Origin of the sequence: Kitasatospora sp. NPDC058048, from assembly GCF_042885555.1 — a bacterium.
In the GTDB taxonomy this organism is placed as follows: Bacteria; Actinomycetota; Actinomycetes; order Streptomycetales; family Streptomycetaceae; genus Kitasatospora; species Kitasatospora lactacystinica.
Genome location: NZ_JBHVRT010000016.1, coordinates 158,703 through 177,148, shown reverse-complemented (window position 1 = coordinate 177,148; position 18,446 = coordinate 158,703). Strand labels below are relative to the sequence as shown.

Below are 18,446 nucleotides of genomic sequence, written 5' to 3'. Positions count from 1 at the left end.
GCCATGTCCCTACCCCGTCGCGCCCTCGTGACCGCCGCCGGCGCGCTCGCCGCCGCCCTCGCCCTGGCCGGCTGCGGCGGCTCCGCCACGGGCGCGTCGGCGGAACTCGCCCCGGCCAGGGGCAGCACCGCGCCGGACGGCACGGTGGTGAACCTCTCGCCGGACCAGAACCGGGTCACCACGCCCAAAGTCGACGCGATCGCCGCGCTGGTCCCGGAGGAGATCAGGAAGAAGGGGACGCTGACCGTCGTCGACTCGATCGGCACCACCCCGCCGCTGGACTTCTACGCCAACGACGACAGGACGATCATCGGCGTCGAGCCGGACCTCGCCTCCCTGATCGGCAACGTGCTGGGCCTCAAGGTCGAGTTCAACCCGGTCTCCTGGGAGAACATCTTCGTCGGTCTGGACAGCGGCAAGTACGACGTCGGCGTCTCCAACATCACCGTCACCGAGGCGCGCAAGGAGAAGTACGACTTCGCCACCTACCGGCTGGACGTCCTGGGCTTCGAGGCGAAGAAGGGCGGCGGCCTCAAGGTCACCGGCCCCAAGGACCTCGCGGGCAGGGCGGTCGGCGTCGCCACCGGCACCAACCAGGAGAAGCTGCTGGTCTCCTGGAGCGAGGAGAACGTCAGGAACGGGCTCAAGCCGATCGACATCAAGTACTTCCAGGGCACCGAGTACTACCTGGCGCTCGCCTCCGGCCGGATCGAGGTCTACACCGGCCCCAACCCCAGCCTGGCCTTCCACGCCGTGCAGACCGGTGAGACCGAGGTCGTCGGCACCTACTCGGGCGGCGGCGCGGACGTCCTCGGCAAGATCGCGGCGACCACCCGGAAGGACAACGGGCTGGTCAAGGCGCTGAACGGGGCGATCGACGAACTGATCCGCAACGGCACGTACGGGCAGGTGCTCAAGCGCTGGGGCCTGGACAACGAGGCCGTGCCGAAGTCGGAGATCAACCCGCCCGGGCTGCCCAGGCCCAAGCCGTAGGAGGGCCGGCCGGGGACGTTCACCCGTTCTTTCCCGCCCGCCGCTATGGTGACCCCCTCCCGACGGCGAATGCCGGGCGGGCGCGGTCGAGTTGGGGGAGGGCATGGAGAAGGGCGAGGTGCTCGGCGGTCGCTTCCGGCTGGAGCAGAAGCTGGGCAGGGGCGGGTTCGGCGTGGTCTGGCGGGCCACCGACACGACCATCGACCGGGAGGTCGCGGTCAAGGTGCTGCTCGCCGAGCACGCCACCGACCGGGAGGCGGTCAGCCGGTTCGTCCGCGAGGCCCGGACGGCCGGCGGCCTCAACAACCCACACATCGTGACCGTCTACGACTACGGGTGGACGGAGACCGCCTCCGGGAAGATCCCGTACCTGGTGATGGAGCTGGTCCGCGGCCGGGCGCTGTCCGAGGTGCTCAAGGACGGCCGGCCGGACCACAAGCAGGCGCTGCGCTGGATACGGCACGTGTGCAAGGCGCTGGACGCCGCGCACCGCTCGGGGATCGTCCACCGGGACATCAAGCCCGAGAACGTGATGATCGCGCAGGACGGGGAGCGGGCCAAGGTCCTGGACTTCGGCATCGCCCGACTGGTCACCCAGACCGTCCGGCTCACCTCCACCGGCAACGTGGTCGGCACCGTCCCGTACCTGGCGCCCGAGTGCTGGTCCGGCGGCGTGGTGGACGGCCGGGCCGACCTCTACGCGCTCGGCATCATGCTGTACGAGGTCTGCACCGGCGCGCGCCCGTTCCGCGCCGCCTCGGCCGCCGAGTACATGTACCGGCACCTGGAGGAGGTCCCGTCCCGGGTCCGCAGCAAGGACCCCGCGCTGGGCGCGCTGATCGCCGAACTGCTCGCCAAGCGGCCCGAGCAGCGGCCCGCCGGAGCCGCCGAGGTGCTGGAGCGGCTGCGCGTCGTCCGGCCCGGGATGCTGCGCCCGGACGACCCCAGCCCGGAGCAGCTGCGCCGGCGGGCCGACCGGGCCTGGCGGCACGGCGAGGCCGGCGAGTCGGCGGAGGCGGTCGAGATCCTCACCGCGCTCGTGCCCGACTTCGCCCGGATCTGCGGACCGGACGACCCGCGCACCCTGCGCACCTGCCACGACCTGGCCCTCTGGCTGGCCCGGGACGGCAGCCCGGGCGCCGCCGTCGCGCTGCTGGACGAGCTGGCCCAGGTGCCCGGCGCCACCCCGGAGGCCCGGGCGGACGCGCGGCGCGACCTCGCGCACTGGCAGCGGGAAGCCGCCCGGCTCGGCCCGGGCCGAGCGCGGGCGCTGAGCCTGGGGGTGCTGCTCGGCGATGCGCCGGGCGACTGAGGCGTCCCGCGCGGCCCGGAGCCACCGCCGGCCCGCACCGCCGGCCCGCACCGCCCGCCCGCGCCGCCGGCCCGCACCGCCCGCCCGCGCCGCCGGCCCGTGGGCCGGACGCCCGCCGGATGTCAACCGTGCGGGTCGCCGAGCCCGGGCCGCGGCCCGGGCGGGAACCGGGAGGATTTCGCCCATCGGGACGGTCTGGTCCGCGACCCGTACGCGTTGGTATACCTCGTTGCCGGACACGGGAGCGGCGTCCGCGCCGCCCCGGTGAGCTGCGACGAAAGGCTGGTGACGGATCGATGAAGCTCCTGCGCGTCGGACCCGCGGGCGCCGAGCGCCCGGTCGTCCTGGGCGAGGACGGCACCGCGTACGACCTCTCGGGGCGGGCCCGCGACCTCGACGGGGCCTTCCTGGCCGGGCTGGACCCGGCCGCGCTGGCCCGGGAGGCGGCCTCCGGCCTCCTGCCGGTGGTGGACCTCGACGGCCTGCGGGTGGGCGCCCCGGTGGCCCGGCCGGGCAAGGTGGTCGGCATCGGGCTCAACTACCGCGACCACGCGGCCGAGGCCGGGGCCGCGATCCCGGCCGAGCCGGTGATCTTCCTCAAGCCGAGCTCCACCGTGGTCGGCCCGTACGACGAGGTGCTGGTGCCGCGCGGCGGCGAGAAGACCGACTACGAGGCCGAACTGGCCGTCGTGATCGGCCGCACCGCCCGCTACCTGGACTCGCACGCCGAGGCGGCCGGGGTGATCGCCGGCTACACGATCGCCAACGACGTCACCGAGCGGGCCTTCCAGTTCGAGCGCGGCGGCCAGTGGGACAAGGGCAAGTCGGCGGAGACCTTCACCCCGCTCGGGCCCTGGCTGGTCACCGCCGACGAGGTGGCCGACCCGCAGGCGCTGACCCTGCGGCTCTGGGTCAACGGTGAGCAGCGGCAGCACGGCAGCACCGCGGAGATGGTCTTCCCGGTGCTCGAACTGGTCCGCTACGCGAGCCGGTTCATGGTGCTGGAGCCCGGCGACGTGATCATCACCGGCACCCCGGCCGGGGTCACCCTGGGCCGACCCGGCACGCCGTTCCTCGCCCCGGGCGACGTGGTCGAGATCGAGATCGACGGGCTCGGCCGCCAGCGCCAGGTGCTCGGCAAGGCCTAGGCGTGGCCGCCCGGCCCTTGGCACGGGGGTCGGGAGGGCCACCGCGACCCGCGGCCGCGAAGTCGTGCGGCCCCGAAGCCGTGCGGCCCTGGAGCGGAGAGGGCGCCCGGCCCCGGAACCGCGAGCTACGAAGCGCCGCCCAGGACCGCCCGCAGCCGCTCCGCCGCCCGCTGCGGCCGCGGCCCCTCCAGCGCGAGCACCCCCGCCAGCACCTCGGCCGTCTGCGGGTCGTGCAGCGCCGTCGCCGCGGCCATCGCGGTGAACTGGTCCACCAGCCAGTCGCGCAGCTCCGTCACCGGCAGCGCGCGCCCCTCGTCCAGCCAGCTCAGCGACGCGCCCTCGACCACCGCGATCCACGAGCGCACCAGCAGCGTCAGCCGCGGCCCGGCCTCCCGCACGCCCAGGTGCCGCAGCGTGCGCCGCAGCGCCGCCCGCCGGACGTCGTCCACGATCGCCGAGGTGCGGGCCGTCTCCACCACCGAACCGCCGCGCAGCAGCGCCGAGTAGCCCGCGTCGTGCTCGGCCACGAAGGCGAAGTAGCCGTCCAGCACCGCCGACAGCTGCTCGGACGGCGTCCCGCGGACCGGCACCGCGAAGCGGCTGGTCAGCTCGTCCGCCGCGGTGCGCAGCGCGGCCTCGTACAACTGCTGCTTGCCGCCCGCGAAGTAGCGGTACACCAGCGGGCGGGAGGCCTCGGCGGCCTCGGCGACGTCGTCCAGGCTCACCTCCTCGGGCGGCCGGGAGGCGAACAGCTCCAGGGCGACCGCGATCAGCTGCTCGCGCCGCTGCTGGACCGGCAGCCGTCGGTAGCCGGTGCGGCGCGGACGCGGCTCGGACGCGGCCGGGACGGGCGCCTGACCTGCCGAGGTGGGGCTGGCTTCCATGGCGGCCAAGCGTAATGGGCGCCGGGCCGATCCGGTCCTGTCGCGCCGAACGGATTTTCGCAGGCGAACCCCACTCGCAAAGGGGTTGCAAAGCGGCCGCGCCACGAAATGATGTCGGAATGCGTGAAGAACTGATCACCGCCGACGGCGCCACCCCTCGCCGCATCGCCGACGACCACGTCCGCGAACTGGCCGAGCTCGACCCGCTGACCGCGGTGTACCTCGGCCTCAACCTCGATGACGACCGGCTGCCCGACCTCTCCCCGGCCGGCCCCGAGGCCCTGGCCGACCTCGCCCGCCGCACCCTGGCGAAGCTCGACGAGGCCGAGCGGGCCGGCGCGGCCGAGGACGAGGCCGAGCGCCGCTGCGCCCGGCTGCTGCGCGAGCGGCTGTCCGCCGAACTCGCCGTCCACGAGGCCGGGGAGAGCTTCCGCTCGCTGCGCAACCTGGGCTCCCCGGTGCACGACCTGCGGGAGTCCTTCACCCTGATGGGGACCGACACCGAGGCCGAGTGGCAGGTGGTCGGCCGCCGCATGGCGAGGATCCCGGTGGCGTTCGAGCAGTACCGGCGGACGCTGGCCGAGGGCGTCGAGCGCGGCCTGCTGTCCGGCCCGCGCCAGGTGACCACGGTGCTCGGGCAGTTCACCGAGTGGCTGGGCGAGGACACGCCCGCCGACGAGCGGGTGCCCGGTGCCTGGTTCGGCCAGTTCGTCCAGGGGGCGCCGGAGGCCCTGCACCCCGAGCTGTCGAAGCACGCGGTGGCCGCCGCCGAGGCGCTGGCCGAGCTGCGCGACTGGCTGCGCGACGTGTACGGCCCGGCCGCGGCCGGTGCTCCGGACACCGCGGGCCGGGAGCGCTACGTCCGCTGGGTGCGCTACTGGACCGGTGCCGACCTGGACCTGGACGAGGCCTACGCCTGGGCGTGGAGCGAGTTCCACGACCTGCTGGCGCAGATGGAGGTCGAGGCCGAGAAGGTCCTGCCGGGCGCGGGCCCGCTGGTGGCGATGCAGTGGCTGGAGTCCGACGGCCCGGCCATCGAGGGCGCCGAGGTCGCCCGGGAGTACCTCCAGGGCCTGATGGACCAGGCCGTCCGGGACCTCCAGGGCACCCACTTCGACCTGGCCGAGCCGGTCACCCGGGTCGAGTCGAGGATCGCCCCGGCCGGCAGCGCCGCCGCGCCGTACTACACCGCGCCCTCGCTGGACTTCAGCCGCCCCGGGCGGACCTGGCTGCCGCTGGTCGGCCGGGACCGCTTCCCGGTCTGGGACCTGGTCTCCACCTGGTACCACGAGGGCGTGCCGGGCCACCACCTCCAGCTCGCGCAGTGGAACTACGTCGCCGACCGGCTCTCCACCTACCAGGTGAGCCTCGGCGGGGTCAGCGCCAACCTGGAGGGCTGGGCGCTGTACGCCGAGCGCCTGATGGACGAGCTCGGCTACCTCACCGACCCGGGCCACCGCCTGGGCTACCTCAACGCGCAGATGATGCGCGCGCTGCGGGTCATCGTCGACATCGGCATGCACGTGGGCCTGGACTTCCCGGCGGACTCCCCGTACAAGCCGGGCGAGCCGGTCGCCCCGGAGGACGCCCGGGAGTTCTTCGGCCTGTACTGCGGCCTGTCCGCCGAGTTCCTGGACAGCGAGCTGGTCCGCTACCTGGGCCTGCCCGGCCAGGCGATCGGCTACAAGCTCGGCGAGCGCGCCTGGCTGCGCGGGCGGGCGGCGGCGAAGGCGGCGCACGAGGCGCGCGGCGAGGAGTTCGACCTCAAGGCCTGGCACATGGCGGCGCTCTCGCAGGGCTCGCTGGGCCTGGACGACCTGGTGGAGGAGCTCTCGGCGCTCTGACGGTCGTGCTCCGTCGGGCGCGCGTCGGGTACGGCGCGGCGCCGGCGGTGGCCGCGGGGCCGGGAACCAGGCCCCCGGGACTCGGTCCGGAGTCCCGGGGGCCTGGTCCTTTTGTCCCCCGAGTCCGATTTGGTGAGGTTTTTCCTTGCCATCCGTCCGGAGCGGAGTTTGGCTGGAAGGCGACTGCGTGACCTCTCCGCCCCACTCCGGAAGGCTCGATCAGTGACTGCGCAAACCGTCACCGGTCATGAGGACGCGGACCGCCGCCGCTGGTGGGCGCTGGCCGTCATCGCCACCGCCCAGCTCATGATCGTGCTCGACATCACCATCGTGAACATCGCACTGCCGTCCGCCCAGCGGGACCTGGGCATCTCGGACGCCAACCGGCAGTGGGTGATCACCGCCTACACGCTCGCCTTCGGCGGCCTGCTGCTGCTCGGCGGCCGGCTGGGCGACCTCTTCGGCCGCAAGCGCGTCTTCACCGTCGGCCTGCTGGGCTTCGCCCTCGCCTCCGCGCTTGGCGGCGCGGCGGTCGGTCCGGCCATGCTCTTCGGCGCCCGTGCCCTCCAGGGGGCGTTCGGTGCCCTGCTCGCGCCCTCCGCGCTGGGGCTGCTCTCCACCACCTTCTCCGATCCGCGGGAACGCAGTACGGCCTTCGGCATCTTCGGTGCGATCGCCGCCGGCGGCTCCGCGATCGGCTTCATCGCCGGCGGACTGCTGACCGAGTACCTGAACTGGCGCTGGTGCCTGTTCGTCAACGTGCCGATCGCCGTCGCCACCGCCTTCGCGGCGTTCAACGTGCTGAAGCGCGACCACGTCGGGAAGGGCCGCCGGATGCCGCTGGACCTGCCCGGGGCGCTGCTCGGCTGCGGCGGCCTGCTGGCGATCGTCTACGGCACCTCCGAGGCCGTGAGTCGCGGCTGGGGCGACGGCCTGGTGATCGGCTCGCTGGTCCTGGGCGTGGCACTGCTCGCGGCGTTCGTGCTGGTCGAACGGCGCACCGCGCACCCGCTGCTGCCGCTGCACATCGTCGCGGACCGCAACCGCGGCGGCGGCGCGCTCTCGGTGGGCCTGGCGATGGTCGGCATGTTCGGCCTGTTCCTGTTCCTGACCTACTACCTGCAGGCCATCAAGCACTTCTCGCCGATCATGTCCGGCCTGTCCTTCCTGCCCATGACGGCCGCCATCGTGCTGAGTTCGACGGGCGTCGCGGCCCGGATGATGACCAGGGTGCCGTCCCGGAACCTGATCGGCCCGGGGCTGCTGCTCGCCGCGGCCGGGATGGCCTGGCTGACCCAGATGCGGGTGGACAGCCCGTGGGCCGGCATGGTGCTGCCCGCCGAGCTGCTGCTCGGCTTCGGCATGGGCCTGGTGTTCATGCCGGCGATGAGCCTGGCCACCCTCGGGGTCGCCCCGAACGAGACCGGCGCGGCCTCGGCCACCATCAACTCGGCCCAGCAGGTGGGCGGCTCGGTCGGCACGGCGCTGCTGAACACGATCGCCGCGAGTGCGACCGCGAGCTTCCTGGCCACCCGGATCGCCTCCGACCCGGCGGTGCGGGCCGAGGGCGCGGTGCACGGCTACGTGATCGCGACCTGGGTGGCGATGGGCGTCCTGCTGGCGGCCGCGCTGGTCGCGGTGCTGATGATCAACCACCGGCCGGCGCCCGGTGAGGCCACCGCCGTCGAGGGCGGCGCCTCCGCGGCGCAGGCACAGGCACAGGCTGCGGCCGTACCGGCCGTGGACGGCCGTCCGACGGACCTGCGGGCGGCGGCCGCGGCCGATGTCAGGGCCAACGTCCGCCCCGCGAGCGAGGGGCGGGCGGAGGCCGGGGCGGAGACCGGAGCGGAGCGGCCGTCGAGCGACTGAAATTTGCAGCAAAGTCTTGCAGCCAACCTCCGGCGCCTGCTTGACTCCTGGCCACCGTCCAGGGATCAAGGAGGCGCCGCCGTGCTGTCCGAGAACGTGCCGCCCGAGAACGTGCCGCCCGGGGCCGCGCGGCCCGAGTTCGACCTGCTCGTCGTCGGCGGCGCCGGCGTGGACACCATCGTCCGGGTCGAGCGGCTGGAAGTCCCGCCCGGCGACTCGCAGCTCGTCGAACCGGTGCGGGACTACGTCGGCCACACCGGCAACGGCGTCGCCCTCGGCGCCCACCACCTCGGTCTGCGCACCGCGTTCATCGACTTCCTCGGCGACGACGCCCAGGGCGACCTGATCCGCGCCCACTACGCGCGCCACGGCCTGCACTTCGCGCACCTGGTGAGCCCGCACGGCACCCCGCGCGGGGTCAACCTGGTGGACGTGGCCGGCCGCCGGTTCTCCTTCTTCGACGCCCGCCACCCCGCCGACCTGCGGCTGCCGCGCGACCTCTACCTGCCGTACGCCGAGCGCAGCCGGCACGTCCACCTGTCCATCACCGGCGTCAACCGGGACATGTACGGCGATCTCCACCGCCTCGGCCGCACCACCTCCACCGACCTGCACGACTGGGACGGCGTCGACCCGTACCGCCGTGGGTACGCGCTCGGCTCCGACCTGGTCTTCCTCTCCGCGGCCGGCTGCCCCGGCCGGCACGAGGAGGTGATGCGCGCGATCCTCGCGGAGGGGCGCGCGCGGGTGGTCGTCGCCACCGCCGGCGCCGAGGGCTGCCACCTGCTCACCCGGGACGACCCCGCGCCGCGCCACCTGCCGGCCGTCGACCCGGGCCGCCCGGTGGTGGACAGCAACGGCGCCGGGGACGCCTTCGTGTCGGGCTTCCTGTACGCCTGGTTCCAGGGCCGTTCGCCGCTGGACTGCGCCCGGGCCGGTACGGTGGCCGGGGCCTTCGCCTGCACCGCCGCCGGGACGCACACCGCCTTCGTCGGAGCCGCCGCACTGGATGCGGTGCTCGCCGGCCCGTGACGCCTGGGGGTGCGGCCGGGTGGCGGGTTTCTCATCGAGCTCCAAGGAGCCGGTCACGCCCCTACCAGGCTGAGGCGGCATAGTCGTTGACCGAACGCCGCCCCCGATCGCCCCGGCAGGAGAAACAGGCATGGGCAAGCACAGCCGCCAGAGGTCGCGCCGCCGCAGACTCCTGGCCCCGTCCCTGTTCACCGTGCTGTCCGCGGTGGCGGTCGCCGCCCTGCTGAGCGGGACGCACGGGCTGGACCTGTCGGAGGCGACGGCCGCCGGGAAGGCGGCCCGCAGCACCCGTGCCGCCGCCGTGCCCGCCCCGGCCACCGAACCGGCGGCGGCCACCCAGGTCGCGGCCCCCGCGTCCTCCGCGCCCGCGCCCGCGCCCGCGACCCCGACCGCCGCCCCGCCGCCGGTCGACCCGTCCACCGCGGCCGCCCCCGCCCACGCCGCCGCTCCCGCCGCCTCCGACGTCGCCCTCGGCACCACCGGCCCGTCCCCGGCCGGCGACCGTGAAGCCGGGACCGTCGGCGCGCTGTTCGGCGGCGCGTTGGCGGCCGGCAACCACTTCTGCACCGCCAGCGTGCTGCACAGCGCCACCGCCAACCTGCTGCTGACCGCCGCGCACTGCCTCGGCGGCACCGACGGCGTCACCTTCGCGCCCGGCTACCGCGACGGATCCGCCCCGTACGGCACCTGGCAGGTGACCGCGATCCACACCACCGCCGGCTGGGCCCAGAAGGGCGACGCGGACGAGGACTTCGCGATCCTGGAGACGGCCCCCAGCAACGGCCGCAACGTCGAGGACGTGGTCGGCGGCAACCGGCTGGGCGCCGACGAGCCGTTCGACGCCACCGTCCGGCTCTACGGCTACCCCGCCGACTCCGAGACGCCCCTGCTGTGCACCAACACCACCGGACAGCAGAGCGCCTACCAGCGGGTGGTGCACTGCCCGGCCTACCCGTCCGGCACCAGCGGCGGCCCCTGGATCAACACCGCCACCGGCGACGTGATCGGCGCGATCGGCGGCTACCAGCAGGGCGGCGACACCGACGACGTCTCCTACAGCGCCTACTTCGACCACACCATCGCGGACCTGTACGCCCAGGCGGAGGCGGCGGCCTCCTGAATCCGTCGGGCCCGGTTCCGCGCCGGGCCCGGCCCCGTCCGGTCCCACCGGGCCCGGAACACGACAAAGGCCCAGATCGTGGATCAACTCCACTGATCTGGGCCCTGATTACACTCTCGCAATCACTGCGTGAGTGCCCCCGGTAGGATTCGAACCTACGCACCCGCCTCCGGAGGGCGGTGCTCTATCCCCTGAGCTACGGGGGCCTGTTGGCCTGTCGGTCGCTCGCGCTTCCGACGTGGAGAACACTACCAGGCTTCGGACGCGGCCCGTGCACGGGTTTCCCCGAAGATCGTCGCGGCGGCCCCGGCGGGCGGGGGAGCGGAAGTGCCCAAAGGCCGGACGGGGCGGCGGGGCCGCCGATACCCTCGGTGAGGTGTCGGGAGTGTCCGGGCGGGTCCTCGTGGTGGACGACAGCGAGGTGATCCGCCAGCTGATCAGGATCAACCTGGAGCTCGAAGGCTTCGAGGTGGTGACCGCCGCCGACGGCGCCGAGTGCCTGGAGGTCATCCGCCGGGTGCAGCCGGACGTGGTGACGCTGGACGTGGTGATGCCGCGGCTGGACGGCCTGCGGACGGCGGCCCGGCTGCGCGCGACCCCGGACACCAGCCGGCTGCCGATCGCGATCGTGAGCGCCTGCACCCCGGCGGACCTCGACCTGGGGGAGACGGTCGGGGTGGACGGCTACCTCGGCAAGCCCTTCGACCCGGCCGACCTGGTGGCCCTGGTGCGACGCCTGATGCGGCTCACCGGGCACCCCGGCGGGCCGCCCGGCGAAGAGGGCGGCGGAGAGGCCGGCGAGCAGGCCGGCGGGCAGGCCGGCGAAGGGGCCGCCGCAGTTCGCCCTGAGCGAACAGAGCGCACCGAGCGCGGCTGAGACCCCGTAACGACGGCACTCCGGCGTCTCAACCGGTAAACCGAGTGGCGGGCGGGCACCCCGTCTCGCCTACGCTTGGCGTCGTGACCCCCGCAGACCTTTCCCAGGCAATCCAGGCCGCAGTGAGCTCCGCCGTCGAGGCGGGCGAGCTGGCCGTCGCCGTGCCCGAGCACGTGACGGTCGACCGGCCCAAGAACCGGGACCACGGCGACTACGCGACGAACGTGGCCCTCCAGCTCGCCAAGGCGGCCGGCAAGCCGCCGCGAGCCATTGCCGAGCTGCTGGTCGAGCGACTGCGAGGGATCACCGGCGTCGCCAAGGTCGACATCGCCGGTCCGGGCTTCCTGAACATCACCCTGGACACCGCCACCGCCGGTGCGCTGGCGCGCACCGTCGTCGAGGCGGGCGAGGCCTACGGCCGCAACGACGCCCTCGGCGGCCTGAAGATCAACCTGGAGTTCGTCTCCGCCAACCCGACCGGCCCGATCCACATCGGCGGCGTCCGCTGGGCCGCCGTCGGCGACTCGCTGGCGCGCGTGCTGCGGGCCTCCGGCGCCGACGTCACCACCGAGTACTACCTCAACGACGCCGGTGTGCAGATCGGCAAGTTCGCCGCCTCGCTGCAGGCCGCCGCGAACGGTCGCCCGGCGCCCGAGGACGGCTACGTCGGCGAGTACATCGTCGACATCGCCAAGGCGCTCACCGACGCGATCCCGGGCGTGCTCGACCTCTCCGAGGAGGAGCAGCTCCAGGTCTTCCGCACCGAGGGCCTCAAGCTCATGGTGTCCGAGATCAAGCGCTCGATGGACGAGTTCGGCACCCACTTCGACGTGTGGTTCTCGGAGAAGACGCTGCACGACTCCGGCGCGGTCGAGAAGGCCATCGACCGGCTGCGCGAGCAGGGCCACGTCTTCGAGCAGGACGACGCGGTCTTCCTGCGCACCACCGACTTCGGCGACGACAAGGACCGCGTCCTGGTCAAGGCCGACGGCGACAAGACCTACTTCGCCGCCGACGCCGCGTACTACCTGTCCAAGCGGGACCGCGGCGCCGAGGTCGCGCTCTACATGCTGGGCGCCGACCACCACGGCTACGTCAACCGCCTCAAGGCCATCTCGGCCTGCGCGGGCGACGACATGAACCGCAACATCGAGGTGAAGATCGGCCAGTTCGTGAAGATGCTTCGCGACGGCGAAGAGGTCCGCATGTCCAAGCGGGCCGGCAACATCATCACGATCGACGACGTGGTCGAGTGGATCGGCGTGGACGCCGCCCGCTACACCCTGGCGCGCTCCTCCACGGACTCGACGATCACGCTGGACATCAACCTGCTGACCAGCCAGACCAACGAGAACCCGGTCTTCTACGTCCAGTACGCGCACACCCGGATGTGCGGCGTGGCGCGCAAGGCCGCCGAGCTGGGCGTGGACAAGGGCACGGTCGAGCAGTTCAAGCCCGAGCTGCTCGCCACCGAGTGGGAGTCCGACGTGCTCGGCCACCTCGCGGAGTTCCCGCGGGTGCTGGCCACGGCCGGCGAGCTGCGCGAGCCGCACCGGGTCGCCGTGTACCTGGAGAAGCTCGCGGGCAAATACCACCGCCTGTACGAGAACTGCATGTTCCTGCCCAAGGGCGACGAGGAGCTCAACGACACGCACCGCGCCCGCCTCTGGCTGGTCGAGGCGACGCGCACCGTGCTCGCCAACGGCCTCACGCTCCTGGGCGTGACGGCGCCCGAGCGGATGTAGGCACCACCCCCAAGCGCACAGCGGGGGCGGCTGACGGTCAACGGGGACCGTCGCCGCCCCTCGCCATAGGTCTCGAAGGATCTACGAAGATGAGCCGCTCCGCACACCCGGCAGGCCCCCGCCACGGCGACGTCCTGCCCGAGGGCCACTACCAGGCCCCGCCCGCCGATCTGAACGCGCTCGACCCCAAGGTCTGGTCGCGCACCGTCGCCCGCGACGCCGAGGGCGTGGCCACCGTCGGCGGCGTCGACGTCAAGCGGCTGGCGGCCGAGTTCGGCACCCCCGCCTACGTGCTGGACGAGGAGGACTTCCGCTCCCGGGCGCGCGCCTGGCGGGACGCCTTCGGCACCGAGGCGGACGTCTACTACGCCGGCAAGGCGTTTCTCTCCAAGGCCGTCGTGCGCTGGCTGCACGAGGAGGGCCTCAACCTCGACGTGTGCAGCGCGGGCGAGCTGGCGGTCGCGCTGGCCGCCGGGATGCCGCCGCGGCGGATCGCGCTGCACGGCAACAACAAGTCGGCGGACGAGCTCGAGCACGCGGTGAAGACCGGCGTCGGGCACATCGTGGTCGACTCCTACGACGAGATCGAGCGCCTGGCCGCGATCGCCGCCCGCCAGGGCGTGCGCCAGCAGGTGCTGATCCGGATCACCGTCGGCGTTGAGGCGCACACCCACGAGTTCATCGCCACCGCGCACGAGGACCAGAAGTTCGGCCTGTCCCTCACCGGGGGCGCGGCCGCCGAGGCGGTGCGCCGGGTGCTCGGCCACGACAGCCTGGAGCTGCGCGGCATCCACTCGCACATCGGCTCGCAGATCTTTGACATGGCCGGCTTCGAGGTGGCCGCCCGCCGGGTGGTCGGCCTGCTGGCCGGGATCCGCGACGAGCACGGCGTCGAGCTGCCCGAGATCGACCTCGGCGGCGGCCTCGGCATCGCGTACACCAGCGATGACGACCCGCGCGAGCCGGCCGAGATCGCGGCCGCGCTGGCCGACATCGTCCGGCGCGAGTGTGCCGCCGCGAACCTGGACGCCCCCCGGCTGAGCGTGGAGCCGGGCCGGGCGATCGTGGGCCCGACGGCGTTCACGCTGTACGAGGTCGGCACCGTCAAGCCGCTGGAGGGCCTGCGCACCTACGTCAGCGTGGACGGCGGGATGTCCGACAACATCCGCACCGCGCTGTACGACGCCGAGTACTCGGTGGCCCTGGTGTCGCGCACCAGCGACGCCGAGCCGATGCTGGTGCGGGTGGTCGGCAAGCACTGCGAGTCCGGCGACATCGTCGTCCGGGACGCCTTCCTGCCGGCCGACCTGGCCGCCGGCGACCTGATCGCGGTCCCCGCCACCGGCGCCTACTGCCGTTCGATGGCGAGCAATTACAACCACGCCCTCAAGCCCCCCGTGCTCGCCGTCAAGGACGGTGCGGCGCGGGTGATCGTCCGGCGCGAGACGGAGGAGGATCTCCTGCGTCTGGATATCGGATGACGAAATCCTTGTCTCAGATCATGGAACGACCGTAGATCCGTACGGAAAGTCCCGGAGACTGGTACGGACCGAAGCTTCCGGCGGTCCAGGAAAACCCGCCGGAAATTACCGAAGCTGATGAATGCAGAGCGGAGTCGGATGATGCGTACGCGCCCGCTGAAGGTGGCGTTGCTGGGTTGTGGTGTGGTGGGCTCCGAGGTGGCGCGCATCATGACGACGACGGCCGACGACCTCGCCGCTCGCATCGGTGCTCCGGTCGAGCTGGCCGGGATCGCGGTCCGCCGTGCCGGGCGGACCCGCCCGGGCGTCCCCGAGCACCTGATCACCACCGACGCCGAGGCCCTGGTCAACCGGGGCGACATCGACGTGGTGGTCGAGGTGGTGGGCGGCATCGAGCCGTCCAAATCGCTGATCCTGTCCGCCTTCGGGCAGGGCGCCTCGGTGGTCAGCGCCAACAAGGCGCTGCTCGCCAAGGACGGCACCGAGCTGCACGCCGCGGCCGCCGGGGCCGGGGTGGACCTGTACTACGAGGCCGCGGTGGCGGGCGCGATCCCGCTGCTGCGTCCGCTGCGCGAGTCGCTCGCGGGCGACAAGGTCAACCGGGTGCTCGGCATCGTCAACGGCACCACCAACTTCATCCTCGACAAGATGGACACCACCGGCGCCGGTTACTCGGAGGCGCTGGAGGAGGCCACCGCGCTGGGCTACGCCGAGGCCGACCCGACGGCCGACGTCGAGGGCTTCGACGCCGCCGCCAAGGCCGCGATCCTGGCCGGCATCGCCTTCCACACCAAGGTCACCGCGGCGGACGTCTACCGCGAGGGCATCACCGAGGTGACCGCGGCCGACATCGCCTCCGCCAAGGAGATGGGCTGCGTGGTCAAGCTGCTCGCGATCTGCGAGCGGGCCGCGGACGGCGAGTCCGTCACCGCGCGGGTCCACCCGGCGATGATCCCGCTGTCGCACCCGCTGGCCTCCGTCCGCGAGGCGTACAACGCGGTGTTCGTCGAGGCCGAGGCGGCCGGCCGGCTGATGTTCTACGGCCCGGGCGCGGGCGGTTCGCCGACCGCCTCCGCGGTGCTCGGCGACCTGGTCGCGGTCTGTCGCAACAAGCTGGCCGGCGCCACCGGTCCCGGTGACTCGGTGTACACCCGGCTGCCGGCCAAGCCGATGGACGAGGTGGTCACCCGCTACCACGTCAGCCTGGACGTGGACGACCGCGCGGGCGTGCTCGCGCAGGTCGCGTCCGTCTTCGCCGAGCACGGCGTGTCCATCGACACCGTGCGCCAGCAGGGCCGCGACGGCGACGCCTCGCTCGTCGTGGTCACCCACCGTGCCACCGACGCCGCGCTGTCGGCGACGGTCGACAAGCTCCGCGCGCTGGACAGCGTGCGGGACGTGGCCAGCATCATGAGGGTCGAAGGGGAATAAGGAACCAGCCATGAACGCCGTTGCCGAGAACGTCGTCCGAGGCGCGCACACCCACCAGTGGCGCGGCCTGATCGAGGAGTACCGGGACCGCCTGCCGGTCACCGCGGCCACCCCGGTGGTCACCCTGCTGGAGGGCGGCACGCCCCTGGTCCCCGCCCAGGTGCTCTCCGAGCGCACGGGCTGCGAGGTCTACCTCAAGGTCGAGGGCGCCAACCCGACCGGTTCCTTCAAGGACCGCGGGATGACGATGGCCATCTCCAAGGCCAAGGAGGAGGGCGCGCAGGCGGTCATCTGCGCGTCCACCGGCAACACCTCGGCCTCCGCCGCCGCGTACGCGGTGCGGGCCGGGATGGTCTCCGCGGTGCTCGTCCCGCAGGGCAAGATCGCCCTCGGCAAGATGGGCCAGGCGCTGGTGCACGGCGCCAGGATCCTGCAGGTCGACGGGAACTTCGACGACTGCCTCACCCTCGCGCGCGAACTGTCCGAGAAGTACCCGGTGGCGCTGGTCAACTCGGTCAACCCGGTGCGGATCGAGGGCCAGAAGACCGCGGCCTTCGAGATCGTCGACATGCTCGGCGAGGCCCCGGACATCCACGTCCTGCCGGTCGGCAACGCGGGCAACATCACCGCGTACTGGAAGGGCTACCGCGAGTACGCCGCGGACGGCCTCGCCACCCGCACCCCGCGGATGTGGGGTTTCCAGGCCTCCGGCTCGGCCCCGATCGTGGACGGCGCGCCGGTGCTCAAGCCGCAGACCATCGCCACCGCGATCCGGATCGGCAACCCGGCCTCCTGGGACTTCGCGCTCGCCGCGCGGGACGAGTCCGGCGGCCTCATCGACAAGGTGACGGACCGTCAGATCCTGTCCGCCTACCGGCTGTTGGCCTCCCAGGAGGGCGTCTTCGTGGAGCCGGCCTCGGCCGCCTCGGTGGCCGGTCTGCTGGCCAAGGCGGAGGCCGGCCTGGTCGACCCGGGCCAGCGGATCGTCTGCACCGTGACCGGAAACGGCCTGAAGGACCCGGACTGGGCGGTGGCCGGCGCGCCGCAGCCGCAGATCGTCCCGATCGACCCGGAGGCGGCCGCCCGCAGCCTCGGACTGCTCGACCGGTAACGGGCACCGGCACGTCGACGGGCCGACCCTTTCGGGGGTCGGCCCGTCGGAGTTCCCGACTGACACTTTTGTGTCAATTGGGCTGCGCATTGCGATCCGTTTCCACCCCTCCCTTTGACGGAGGGGGGTGTGCATTCCGGCCAGAACCGGCAACACACCAGATCGAAGGCCCACGGGGTGTACCGCTGGGGAACCTCTCTTCGATACTCTGGCCTCGGCCGTGTGGCACATGCCCCGGGCCCGGCGGGTCCGGGCCGCGCCGACCGTCGCGACCGCCCGCCCCCCGAGGGGCCGCGGTCCGTTCCCCACCCTCGCACCGACGACGCGCTCCGCGCCGCCCGATTTCCCCAGGAGAGTCCACCGCATGGCCGGTCCTGCGTTCCGTGCCGCCGCCGTCCGGGTCAGGGTTCCCGCGACCAGCGCCAACCTCGGCCCGGGCTTCGACGCCTTCGGGCTCGCGCTGGGTCTGTACGACGACGTCGTCGTCCGGGTCGCCGACTCCGGCCTCTCCGTCGACATCGCCGGCGAGGGCTCCGACACGCTGCCGCGCGACGAGCGCCACCTGCTGGTCCGTTCGATGCGCGCCGCCTTCGACCGGCTCGGCGGCCAGCCGCGGGGCCTCGAAGTGGTCTGCGCCAACCGGATACCGCACGGCCGCGGCCTCGGTTCCTCCTCGGCCGCCATCTGCGCCGGCATCGTGGCCGCCCGCGCGGTGACCATCGGCGGCCCGTCCGCGCTGGACGACGACGCGCTGCTGGCCCTCGCCTCCGAGCTGGAGGGCCACCCGGACAACGTCGCGGCCTGCCTGCGCGGCAACTTCACCATCGCCTGGACCGACGAGGAGTCGGCCAAGGCGGTCGCGCTGGAGCCGTCCGAGCAGGTCGTCCCGGTGGTGTTCGTACCGGCCGGCGAAGTGCTCACCGAGACCGCGCGCGGGCTGCTGCCGAGGACCGTCCCGCTGGCCGACGCGGCCGTCAACGCCGGCCGCTCCGCGCTGCTGGTGGAGGCGCTGACCAGGCGCCCCGAGCTGCTCCTCGCCGCCACCGAGGACCGGCTGCACCAGGACTACCGCGCCTCCGCGATGCCGGACAGCGCCGCCCTGGTCGGCGCGCTGCGCGCCGAGGGCGTCCCCGCGGTCATCTCCGGGGCCGGCCCGACCGTCCTCGCGCTGACCGACGAGGCGGGCGCCGACAAGGTGCTCTCCTTCGCCGGGCACCACGGCCACGGCGGCGACCCGGCGTTCGCCGCGCACCGGCTGGACGTCGACCGCACCGGGGCCGTCGTGCTCCCGCTGGACGTCTGAGCAGCCCGAACGGGCCGCTCGGGACCCGGCGCCGGCACCCTGCCGAGCCGGGTCCGGCGGACACGATTGGCAAGCGCAAGGCTGGGGAATGTCTGAGGGGGTCGGTAGTGTTAACCTCATTGCTGCACCAGGTGCCCTCCGGGGCTAGGTGCGCCGCGTCCCGATCCCAGCACTCCACGGCAGTGGAGTCCCGGCGATGCACGGGGCGACGATTCTCCGGGAGCCCACCGCAGCGCGTACGCAGCCTGCCTGCGCGACACGCGGCCGCATCCCGAAGCCGTGACGGCACCTGATTC

The 18,446-nt window shown here is 73.3% G+C and carries 14 protein-coding genes and 1 tRNA gene; 13 read left to right on the top strand and 2 right to left on the bottom strand.

From position 1 onward, the window contains the following. Window positions 1–3: 3 nt before the first annotated feature. The 3 genes from ACFVVA_RS19160 (at window position 4) to ACFVVA_RS19150 (ending at window position 3,453) form a co-directional block, all read left to right on the top strand. Window positions 4–993, top strand: coding sequence for an ABC transporter substrate-binding protein (locus ACFVVA_RS19160; RefSeq protein ID WP_387690921.1), 990 nt, complete (start codon window positions 4–6; stop codon window positions 991–993). A gap of 103 nt (window positions 994–1,096) precedes the next feature. Then, window positions 1,097–2,305 (top strand): protein kinase, encoded by a 1,209-nt coding sequence (locus ACFVVA_RS19155; protein ID WP_387690919.1) that lies wholly within the window; start codon window positions 1,097–1,099, stop codon window positions 2,303–2,305. Between the two features lie 296 nt (window positions 2,306–2,601). After that, window positions 2,602–3,453 (top strand): fumarylacetoacetate hydrolase family protein, encoded by an 852-nt coding sequence (locus tag ACFVVA_RS19150; protein WP_359899997.1) that lies wholly within the window; start codon window positions 2,602–2,604, stop codon window positions 3,451–3,453. A gap of 125 nt (window positions 3,454–3,578) precedes the next feature. On the opposite strand, the gene ACFVVA_RS19145 is transcribed toward ACFVVA_RS19150, so the two are convergent. After that, complete coding sequence (locus ACFVVA_RS19145) at window positions 3,579–4,337, bottom strand: TetR/AcrR family transcriptional regulator (RefSeq protein ID WP_387690917.1); 759 nt, start codon at window positions 4,335–4,337, stop codon at window positions 3,579–3,581. A 119-nt stretch (window positions 4,338–4,456) separates the two neighbouring features. On the opposite strand from ACFVVA_RS19145, the gene ACFVVA_RS19140 reads away from it, so the two are divergent. The 4 genes from ACFVVA_RS19140 (at window position 4,457) to ACFVVA_RS19125 (ending at window position 10,202) form a co-directional block, all read left to right on the top strand. Beyond that, the gene (locus ACFVVA_RS19140; RefSeq protein ID WP_387690915.1) at window positions 4,457–6,181 is read left to right on the top strand and encodes a DUF885 domain-containing protein; all 1,725 of its coding nucleotides are present in this window, start codon (window positions 4,457–4,459) and stop codon (window positions 6,179–6,181) included. Window positions 6,182–6,403: 222 nt separating this feature from the next. After that, a complete protein-coding gene (locus ACFVVA_RS19135; protein WP_387690914.1) occupies window positions 6,404–8,050 on the top strand; it encodes an MFS transporter in 1,647 nt (548 codons plus the stop codon). An 81-nt stretch (window positions 8,051–8,131) separates the two neighbouring features. After that, window positions 8,132–9,082, top strand: coding sequence for a carbohydrate kinase family protein (locus tag ACFVVA_RS19130; protein WP_387690912.1), 951 nt, complete (start codon window positions 8,132–8,134; stop codon window positions 9,080–9,082). A 130-nt stretch (window positions 9,083–9,212) separates the two neighbouring features. After that, complete coding sequence (locus ACFVVA_RS19125; protein ID WP_387690910.1) at window positions 9,213–10,202, top strand: trypsin-like serine peptidase; 990 nt, start codon at window positions 9,213–9,215, stop codon at window positions 10,200–10,202. Window positions 10,203–10,336: 134 nt separating this feature from the next. Here ACFVVA_RS19125 and ACFVVA_RS19120 read toward each other — a convergent pair. After that, a tRNA-Arg gene (locus tag ACFVVA_RS19120) sits at window positions 10,337–10,408 on the bottom strand. A gap of 179 nt (window positions 10,409–10,587) precedes the next feature. On the opposite strand from ACFVVA_RS19120, the gene ACFVVA_RS19115 reads away from it, so the two are divergent. From ACFVVA_RS19115 to thrB, 6 genes are all read left to right on the top strand, one after another. Continuing rightward, window positions 10,588–11,079, top strand: coding sequence for a response regulator (locus tag ACFVVA_RS19115; RefSeq protein ID WP_387690942.1), 492 nt, complete (start codon window positions 10,588–10,590; stop codon window positions 11,077–11,079). Between the two features lie 83 nt (window positions 11,080–11,162). Then, entirely contained in the window at window positions 11,163–12,824 is a 1,662-nt protein-coding gene (argS, locus tag ACFVVA_RS19110; protein ID WP_387690908.1) for an arginine--tRNA ligase, read from the top strand. Between the two features lie 89 nt (window positions 12,825–12,913). Next, window positions 12,914–14,305, top strand: a complete 1,392-nt coding sequence (gene lysA, locus ACFVVA_RS19105; protein ID WP_387690906.1) for a diaminopimelate decarboxylase — start codon at window positions 12,914–12,916, stop codon at window positions 14,303–14,305. Window positions 14,306–14,443: 138 nt separating this feature from the next. Then, window positions 14,444–15,736 (top strand): homoserine dehydrogenase, encoded by a 1,293-nt coding sequence (locus ACFVVA_RS19100; RefSeq protein ID WP_359899981.1) that lies wholly within the window; start codon window positions 14,444–14,446, stop codon window positions 15,734–15,736. A gap of 10 nt (window positions 15,737–15,746) precedes the next feature. Continuing rightward, window positions 15,747–16,847: a threonine synthase gene (thrC, locus tag ACFVVA_RS19095; RefSeq protein WP_387690904.1), complete on the top strand. Its 1,101-nt coding sequence runs from the start codon at window positions 15,747–15,749 to the stop codon at window positions 16,845–16,847. 364 nt (window positions 16,848–17,211) lie between these two features. Continuing rightward, window positions 17,212–18,150: a homoserine kinase gene (gene thrB / locus ACFVVA_RS19090; protein WP_359899979.1), complete on the top strand. Its 939-nt coding sequence runs from the start codon at window positions 17,212–17,214 to the stop codon at window positions 18,148–18,150. The last annotated feature ends 296 nt before the right edge of the window (window positions 18,151–18,446 follow it).

Bases quoted from the DNA above. Each gene is read 5' to 3' on its own strand.
- ACFVVA_RS19140 (WP_387690915.1), top strand. From the start codon at position 4,457: ATGCGTGAAGAACTGATCACCGCCGACGGCGCCACCCCTCGCCGCATC.
- ACFVVA_RS19155 (WP_387690919.1), top strand. From the start codon at position 1,097: ATGGAGAAGGGCGAGGTGCTCGGCGGTCGCTTCCGGCTGGAGCAGAAG.
- ACFVVA_RS19125 (WP_387690910.1), top strand. From the start codon at position 9,213: ATGGGCAAGCACAGCCGCCAGAGGTCGCGCCGCCGCAGACTCCTGGCC.
- ACFVVA_RS19160 (WP_387690921.1), top strand. From the start codon at position 4: ATGTCCCTACCCCGTCGCGCCCTCGTGACCGCCGCCGGCGCGCTCGCC.
- ACFVVA_RS19145 (WP_387690917.1), bottom strand. From the start codon at position 4,337: ATGGAAGCCAGCCCCACCTCGGCAGGTCAGGCGCCCGTCCCGGCCGCG.
- ACFVVA_RS19150 (WP_359899997.1), top strand. From the start codon at position 2,602: ATGAAGCTCCTGCGCGTCGGACCCGCGGGCGCCGAGCGCCCGGTCGTC.
- lysA (WP_387690906.1), top strand. From the start codon at position 12,914: ATGAGCCGCTCCGCACACCCGGCAGGCCCCCGCCACGGCGACGTCCTG.
- thrB (WP_359899979.1), top strand. From the start codon at position 17,212: ATGGCCGGTCCTGCGTTCCGTGCCGCCGCCGTCCGGGTCAGGGTTCCC.
- ACFVVA_RS19100 (WP_359899981.1), top strand. From the start codon at position 14,444: ATGATGCGTACGCGCCCGCTGAAGGTGGCGTTGCTGGGTTGTGGTGTG.
- thrC (WP_387690904.1), top strand. From the start codon at position 15,747: ATGAACGCCGTTGCCGAGAACGTCGTCCGAGGCGCGCACACCCACCAG.